Source organism: Streptomyces sp. NPDC005533 (assembly GCF_042871845.1).
In the GTDB taxonomy this organism is placed as follows: domain Bacteria; phylum Actinomycetota; class Actinomycetes; order Streptomycetales; family Streptomycetaceae; genus Streptomyces.
The window spans coordinates 1-7,267 of the sequence record NZ_JBIAJH010000102.1 but is presented as its reverse complement, the minus strand read 5'-3'; the positions used below and the strand labels follow the sequence as shown (position 1 = coordinate 7,267).

The 7,267-nt window shown below is 63.9% G+C and carries 6 protein-coding genes and 1 pseudogene; 4 read left to right on the top strand and 3 right to left on the bottom strand.

Features of this window, described 5'->3' with window-relative positions; translation table 11 throughout:
- The 3 genes from ACFYP3_RS36495 to ACFYP3_RS36485 form a co-directional block, all read left to right on the top strand.
- A partial coding sequence (locus ACFYP3_RS36495; protein ID WP_388842314.1) for a hypothetical protein occupies positions 1 to 240 on the top strand: 240 nt, incomplete at its 5' end.
- A 410-nt stretch (positions 241 to 650) separates the two neighbouring features.
- Entirely contained in the window at positions 651 to 1,802 is a 1,152-nt protein-coding gene (locus ACFYP3_RS36490) for a ParA family protein (RefSeq protein ID WP_388842312.1), read from the top strand.
- Positions 1,799 to 3,028 carry a ParB/RepB/Spo0J family partition protein gene (locus ACFYP3_RS36485; protein WP_388842310.1) on the top strand — a complete coding sequence of 410 codons (1,230 nt, stop codon included), beginning with the start codon at positions 1,799 to 1,801 and terminating at the stop codon, positions 3,026 to 3,028. Before ACFYP3_RS36490 ends, ACFYP3_RS36485 begins: the two co-directional genes overlap by 4 nt.
- Positions 3,029 to 3,125: 97 nt before the next feature.
- Here the strand turns inward: ACFYP3_RS36485 and ACFYP3_RS36480 are convergent, their stop codons facing one another.
- The 3 genes from ACFYP3_RS36480 to ACFYP3_RS36470 form a co-directional block, all read right to left on the bottom strand.
- Positions 3,126 to 3,530: a transposase gene (locus ACFYP3_RS36480; RefSeq protein WP_388842308.1), complete on the bottom strand. Its 405-nt coding sequence runs from the start codon at positions 3,528 to 3,530 to the stop codon at positions 3,126 to 3,128.
- 389 nt (positions 3,531 to 3,919) lie between these two features.
- A complete protein-coding gene (locus ACFYP3_RS36475) occupies positions 3,920 to 4,315 on the bottom strand; it encodes a transposase (protein WP_388842306.1) in 396 nt (131 codons plus the stop codon).
- 515 nt (positions 4,316 to 4,830) lie between these two features.
- Positions 4,831 to 5,298, bottom strand: a complete 468-nt coding sequence (locus tag ACFYP3_RS36470; protein WP_388842304.1) for a transposase — start codon at positions 5,296 to 5,298, stop codon at positions 4,831 to 4,833.
- A 1,167-nt stretch (positions 5,299 to 6,465) separates the two neighbouring features.
- Here ACFYP3_RS36470 and ACFYP3_RS36465 point away from each other — a divergent pair.
- A pseudogene (locus ACFYP3_RS36465) lies at positions 6,466 to 7,114 on the top strand (transposase).
- Positions 7,115 to 7,267 lie beyond the last annotated feature (153 nt).

The window sequence follows — 7,267 nt, the reverse complement described above, 5'->3', positions numbered from 1 at the left end:
CACCCGCTACGAGAAAACCGCCACCTCCTACGAAGCGGCGGTCACCCTCGCATCAATCCTGCTCTGGGCAAGATCAGTTTGAAGACGGACCCTAGATCAGCCGAGGCGCACGAACCCCAGACCACAAAGGTTCTGGTGCAGGGTGAAGAGAACACAGATACCGTCAGCCTCAATCTGACCCAGTCTCGCTGCCCGCGCGTACGGAGTCGAGCGAAATTCGAGCTGTTCCGCCTTGTTTGATTCGAGGCCCCTGGCCCACATGTGGCTGAGAGAGCCCGAAGGGCTGTCAAGCTGACGACCTGCGCATGTGGTCTGAACTCCCCCAGCATCAGGTGGCTAGCTCAATTCTGCTCTTGAACCAATGCCTATGCCCAGAAGTATCAGGTGTCAGGCGCCGGCTGCCCTGTTCCCGGCTACGAAGGGAATTCACCATCTCGTCGGCCGTCTTGCAGCTAGGTACTCCTATCGCCGCAAGCGGTCCCGGCTGTACTTCCGCCCTATACCCACGTGCTCCGCCTGGAACTTCGCGACTGCCCGAAGCCCAGAACAGGATCGGTCGGTCCGTTTAAGACCGGTAAGGGCCGCAACAGATCGGCTGAAACGCGCGTATGTTGCCTGCCGGAGCATCTCTAGCGAGTATGGTAACCGCCATGACTGCTCCTTATGACCCATCCAACAGGGAAAAGGTAGTCGCCAAGCTGCCTTTGATCCTCCGTCAGGAACTCAAGATTCGCGCTGCGCAGCTCAGCGTGGACATCCAGGACGCTGTAACCGCTGGTATCCACGCCTGGCGCAGCAACCCGGACGCGGCCACCCCTGTGGAGACCACTGGTGGCTCATCCTTCGCGACCTACCTCCCGACAGGCCTCTACGACGAGTTCAAGAAGGACTGCAGGGCACGGCCAGTCGCGTACAACCAGGGCTTGGCTCAGTCGATCCGTCTCTGGCTTGACACGCATACGATGCCGACCCTCGTACGCCCGGACCACGTTCGCCGCCTCGTCGTGTGTAATCAGAAGGGCGGTGTGGGCAAGAGCGCGGTGAGCAACGGTCTTGCGCAGGCGTTGGCCGAGGCCGGTGCTCGCGTCTGCGTCATTGACTTCGACCCACAAGGCCACCTGACGAAACATCTGGGACACGTGCCACTGGGTATCAAGGAACCGAGTCTTGCCAAACACATGCTTGGCGAAGTGGACGGTAACGTTCGGGACCTTCTCATCCCAATTGAGTACGGACCGTTCGCAGGCCGGCTCTTCCTCCTGCCTGCCTGCAAGGACGCGTTCCTCCTCGACGCCAAACTGGCCACCACCAGGAATGTCCGTGTAAAGGAAACAGCACTGGAGAAGGCAGTCGAGGAACTCGAGAAAGACTTCGACTACATCGTGATTGACTGTCCGCCGAGCCTCGGCTACACGATGGACACGGCGCTGTACTACGCCCGCACGCGGGACGGCGAGGAACCTAAGGCCTCGGGGCTCATCGTCATCGTCCAAGCAGAGGACACCTCCGCCGACGCCTACGACCTGCTGCTCGAGCAGATCGAAGACATGGAGGACGACCTTGAAGTCGCAGTCACACAGCTGGGCTTCGTGGTGAACCTGTATGACGCCCGCAAGGGATTCATCGCCACCTCCTCCCTGAGTCAGTGGCAAGAGTTCGGCGATCCCTCGGTCCTCGTAGTCATCCCCGACCTAAAGGAGCAGCGCGAAGCGGTACGCCTTAAGCGCCCACTCCTTGAGTACGCGCCGGACTGCGAGCAGGCCATTGCGATGCGCGACCTGAAGAAAGCACTGACGAAGTGAGTAAGAAGGACCTCCTGGGCAGCGGCGCCTCCTTTTCCAGCGCCCGACGGCCTAGCGAACGCAGCGAACGGGGACGGGCCAAGGCACTGGCCCAAGGCGACATCCCTGCTTACGAGCTCGTCAAGCATCGTCTTGAGGAGGTCTCCCCCACACCCCTCAACCCGCGCCGGAACTTCGGCTCCGATGAGGAACTCACGCGGTTTGGTGAGGAACTGCGTCAAGCACAGCTCGCGGCGTGCGTCACGGTCTCCCGCGGCGCCTACCTGGCTTTGTGGCCCGAGCACGAGTCAGCTATCGGAACGGCCGCATTCATCCTCATCAACGGCGAACGCCGCTACCGAAGTGCCCGTCACGTGGGCCTCGAAAGCCTGGACTTCGTAGTCCGGGACGATCTCGCGAGAACTCGCGAGGACTTCGTCGACTACCTCCTCGCGGAAAACCTCGATCGTGAGGACTTCGACGTCATAGAGCGAGCCAGGGGTGTGGCGCAGCTCGTGGCGATCTGTGCAGAGGAGAAGGAGTTCGGATCGAAGTCGCGTGCTGCCGAGCGTCTGGGGAAGTCGCCGTCCTGGGTGACGCACCAGCTGGCCCTGTTGGAACTTCCGAGCGAGATTCAGGCCTTGCTCAGTTCCGGAGACATGCCAGAGCGTGATGGCCGGCTCCTAGCCCGTTCACTCAAGGATGATCCTTCTCTGGGTAGCGAGGGTCTCCTTGCGCTCCTCAGGTCTTCCAAAGAGCAGGAGGCACGGGACAAGGAAGAGCATCTTGCGATCCGGCGAGCAGCAGCGCAGCCTGTACTCCTCCCCGCTCCCTCCCCTGGCCTGGCCCATGTGCAGCCGCCCACCCCCGCAGCAGAACCTTTGACCGCGGTAAAAGGCACCTTTGCCCGGTCGACATCACCGGACAAGCCACCCGCGCGCAACGCGGCTACACGAGATGCGCTCGAACCGCCTTCGCAGACCGTGACACAGCTCATGGAGGGGGACCAACCTCACGCTGCCGTTGGCTTGCATACTTCCCTGGCCTCAACATCCCTTCACGCGGCCGAGCGAGCAGAGGCTCCAGGTGATGCAAGCATCCATGACTTGCCTGTTGACGCCGGGAAGGTTCCACACGTGCCGTGGCATGACGGCTATGCAGTAGCCGATCTGATTTTCGAGAAGATGGATAGAAGCCAGCGGACTGTGCTCCTGGAGAAGCTCCTCGAAGCTCAATCCGAGGACTAGGCCCTTTGCTTCGGATCACCTCGCCGACCATATGAAGATGGCAGCGAGGTGGAGTCCGGCGGGGTGAATGGCGACGGTCGTGATGCCTTTATGGATGTCAACCCGCGAGGGCTTGGTGCAGGCGCATGGTGTGGCTCGGATGATGATCCGGTAGAGCTGTCGGGCGACGTAGCGTTTCAGGCCGCGGATGGCTTCGCGTCGGGTTTTCCTTCGGCGGTGCGTTGTGCGAAATAGCGTCGGCTGCGAAGGGCCTCCCACCGCAGTCTGGCCAGGACGATGGTGTAGAGCGCGGAGTTTGCCTGTCGGCCGGCGCCACGGTTGTTCTGCGCTGAGTCCTGCCCGAGGACACCTCGACTGGGCTCACACCGCAAAGTGAGGCGAATGAGGCCTCGCTGCGAAGCCGGCTACTGCCTTCGAACCGTAGCGCTGGTGCCGTCGCCGGTTTGGCAGGGTGGTCACCACTGTGACGGTGCCTGTCGCGAAGGCCCCTGTCGAGACACACCCGCTGGTCTGGCGACAGCGTGCGCCGTCCCAGACGTGGCCGACAGATGGAGATGCAGAAGGTATAAGTCAGTTGTAGCGCGAGTCAGACCACTACCGGGAGGGCAGTGCCACCCTCACAGTCGTAGGGGATGGCCAGGCCACGCCACTGCGTAACTCGACGTGTGTTCCGCTGCTTGGAGGTCTCGCAGCCGAAGGCGGATGGGCGGCCGCCGCAGCGGCCGAGCCTCTTGCGGTTGGCTGTCTGGCCCGCAGGCTGCGGGATGACTGCCCGGACCCCGCGCCCGTGCAGATGACGGTGGATCGCCCGTGACACTTACGCCTTGTCCGCCAGGACTGCGTCCGGCGTGATCCTGGGGCGGCCAGTCCGGCGCGTCACGCGTAATCGGGTTATGACCTACTCGAATACGGGTGCGTCGTCCGTCTGCCAGGTGTGATGACAAATGCGGGCGGACGGCCGTGTCCGTCCGCGGTGAGGTGGATTTTGGTGGTCAGGCCGCCGCGGAGCCTCCGAGGGCCTGGTCGGCGGGCTCGCCGGCCGGGGCCCCGTCTGGCGAGGGCCCCGGCGGCGGGCTGGCGAGCGCAGACGGTCGTGGAGTCGGCCGCGGCGGCCCAGTCAAGGTCGCCTCCGGCGCCGGCCTGGGGCAGGGCGGTCAATACCTTCGCCCAGGTGCCGTCGGCGGCCCACTTCCGCAGCCGGTTGTGGGCGCCCTTCCACCAACCGAAGTGCTCTGGCAGGTCCGTCCACAGCGTGCCCGTGCGTGCGGTGCCTGAACGCGATCGCACCGATCACCTGCCGGTGATCCCGTCATCGGCCACCCCGCCAGGGTGCCCGTCTGGCAGCACCGGCTCGACCCGTGCCCACTGGGCATCAGTCAACGACACACATTAACGCCCGATCCAATGAACTGAAGGAACTCCCTAGGCAGGCACCCCTCGCCTTGCCTGACCTTTGACCGCGGTCAAAGGTCGCCGTTATCGCTGATGGTGGGGGAAGGAGCGGTGGAAACGTGAAGGGGGCTCTCACCAGCGCTGCTGGTGAGAGCCCCCTTCAGGCGCGGCAAGATGCCAGGCAGGATTTCTGGGCGGGTGATGTCTCGCCAAGCTCGCCCCTTCCCGACAAGCAAGGGGCTGGGATCCTGAGTTGCAGGCCCCAGTCAGGACCAGCGAACGGCATTTTCTGTCGGCAGTCACATGAACGAGGCCGGTCTGTCGCCGGTGCGAGCAGCCGCCCTTGGCTGCTTTTATTCAAGGCTTGTGCCGTCGTCGGACGCGTTGCGGCCCTACCGGTTCCAGGCCGCTTACGTGGTCCCGGCCGCCTGGCCCTTCCAAACAGCGGCCTTTTGCCGGGCCCTCTCCGCTTCGGCGGCGGCTTTCTCTAAGGTATGAAAGGCATCGAGACTGAGGCGCAGCCCATCCGCTCCGTCGTGGACACCGACCGTGGTGGAAGCCACGCTGGCCCGCGACGAGTCCACGCTGTCCGGCGGCACCGCCTCCGGGGACAGGCCCCTCAGTATTGCTTCGAAGACACCTGCATCACGCCACTGCCGGAAGCGATTGTGAACGGTCGACCAGGCACCGAACTCCTGAGGCATCTCTCGCCACCGCTCGCCCGTGCTGAACCTCCACAAAACACCCTCGAACTGCTTTCGGAGCCGCTCAGGGTACGGGCCGTACCTGCCAATCGGCAGGTACGGAGCGACGTACTTCCACTCCTCATCCGTCAATCGCACACGCGTCATGCCATACGAACTACCGGACTTGTCCACGATCTGAGGCCAAAACCCGTACATTCCTCACGACTCAATACGTGCCGTAGACGCTATAACGCCGAGGCGGCAGTGGCTCGGAGTGGGGACCGCGATGAGGTGGCCGTTGCCATGCTCGCTGGTTTCACTCCCTGTCGGACTCGAGTGGACGAGGTGTCTACGGTTCGGAGTTCCGGCTCGGCGCGCTCTCGCATACCGAAGCCTGGCGCAGGGCCTGCCCGGCGAACGCCATACCTGTCGCTGGCGCGAAGCGGTAGCCCCCGGTAGCTGTTTCTCAGGCGACAAGCAGCCAAAATCGCTCGACCGCTAACTCGTCCCTTCAGTGGGCTAGGACTCGCTGGTGGCCTGGGACGTATCGATCACAGGTGTTTTCAGTACTCGACGGGCCTGGAGCATGACGAAGACCTCCGGAGTGGCGGGCACTGTCCACGAACTCACCGCGCAGAGGTCTTTGAGTCCCACCACAATTTTGGCTGATCACCTTGCACAGGAGCCCCTGCTCGTAGAACGTGTCCGTACCCCGACTGTCCGGTCACTCGTGTCACGGTCGGGAAGGGCATATCGTGCCCTACTACCAACCAGGTGCGCTCGTGATGTGTGCTGAAGACGAGGCAAACTGGGACGACCACTCCAGTTGGCCCGCCACGTCCCCGGCGCTTCCCAGTCGACACACGGGTCCACCAACTTCGCCACTGTGCACTCGGACCCCACATGGATCGTCCAGCCTAGCTGCCCCGGCTGACGGTGCACCACATCCCTGCCCAGACCGCGCACGCCCAAGCGTCGGCGTCCATGCCTGAGGCAGGACATCAGGCGCCTCTCGCCGTTGAGGCCCCGCAAGGACCCCGCACGCCTTGCCGACCTTTGATCGCGGTCAAAGGTCTACGGTTTCGACAGTGCGCCCGCTGCTGGAGGAGGCCTTCGGCGTCCCCGCAACTGGCCGCGCAGGACGCCGCCCGCAACCCCCACCGCACCGCCGCCTCTCTAACCATCGGCCTGAGCCTGGTCACCGCTATGTCGGTTATAGGCTTCACCGTCGGCCAGGCCATCGGCAAGGTCACCACCCCGAACCTTAAGGCCGACTACTAAGGGTGTTGCAGAAGGCTCGGTTCCGGACATTTCTCCTGTATAGGTGGGGTGTTGCGGACTGAGCCGGTGTGGGTGGAAATGTTTACGAGCTTGCGAATGGACCGGTTCGTGAAGGTGGTGCGGGAGCGGGGCGGCGACGGTCCCGGCGGCGGTCGCCCGTGGTGCCTTCCGCTGGCGGAGCGGGCGCTGCTGGTGGCGGTCTACTACCGCACCAACCTCACGATGCGGCAGCTCGCCCCGCTCTTCGGGATCTCCCCGGCCACTGGTTGTGGATTGTGGACGGCACCTTGATCCCGGTCCGCGATCGCAAGGTTGCCGCCCTCGTCCCGCAACTACCGGTTCTCGGCGAACGTGCAGGTCATCATCGATTCCGACACCCGCCTGGTTGTCGCTTCGGCCCGGCCGGCGCCCGGCAACAAGGCCGATGCCCACGTCTGGCGGGCCTCGGACTTGCCGGCCGCAGCGGCCGGGACGACGGTGATCGCGGACGGCGCCTACCTGGGCACTGGGCTGATCGTCCCGCACCGCAGACGGGCCGAATGGCCCCTCCTGCGCGGGCAGGGAGGAGGACAACGCCGAACACCGACGGGTCCGTGCCCGCATCGAGCACACCTTCGCCCGCATGAAGAACTGGAAGATCCTCCGCGACTGCCGACAGAAGGGCGACGGCCTCCACCATGCCGTCCAGGCCGTCGCCACCATGCACAACCTCGCCCTGGCACGGTGAAACAGCAGGACAGCAGCCACACAGGCCTGCCCGAAACAAACCTTCTGCAACACCCTTTACGAGCTCGTGCATGGTTGGCGATGCGGTGCTGGATCTTGATCCCTGATCATGTTCATGTGGTGGGGACAGCGACTCGTGCAGCGATCATCAGCG

Bases quoted from the DNA above. Each gene is read 5' to 3' on its own strand.
- ACFYP3_RS36490 (WP_388842312.1), top strand. From the start codon at position 651: ATGACTGCTCCTTATGACCCATCCAACAGGGAAAAGGTAGTCGCCAAG.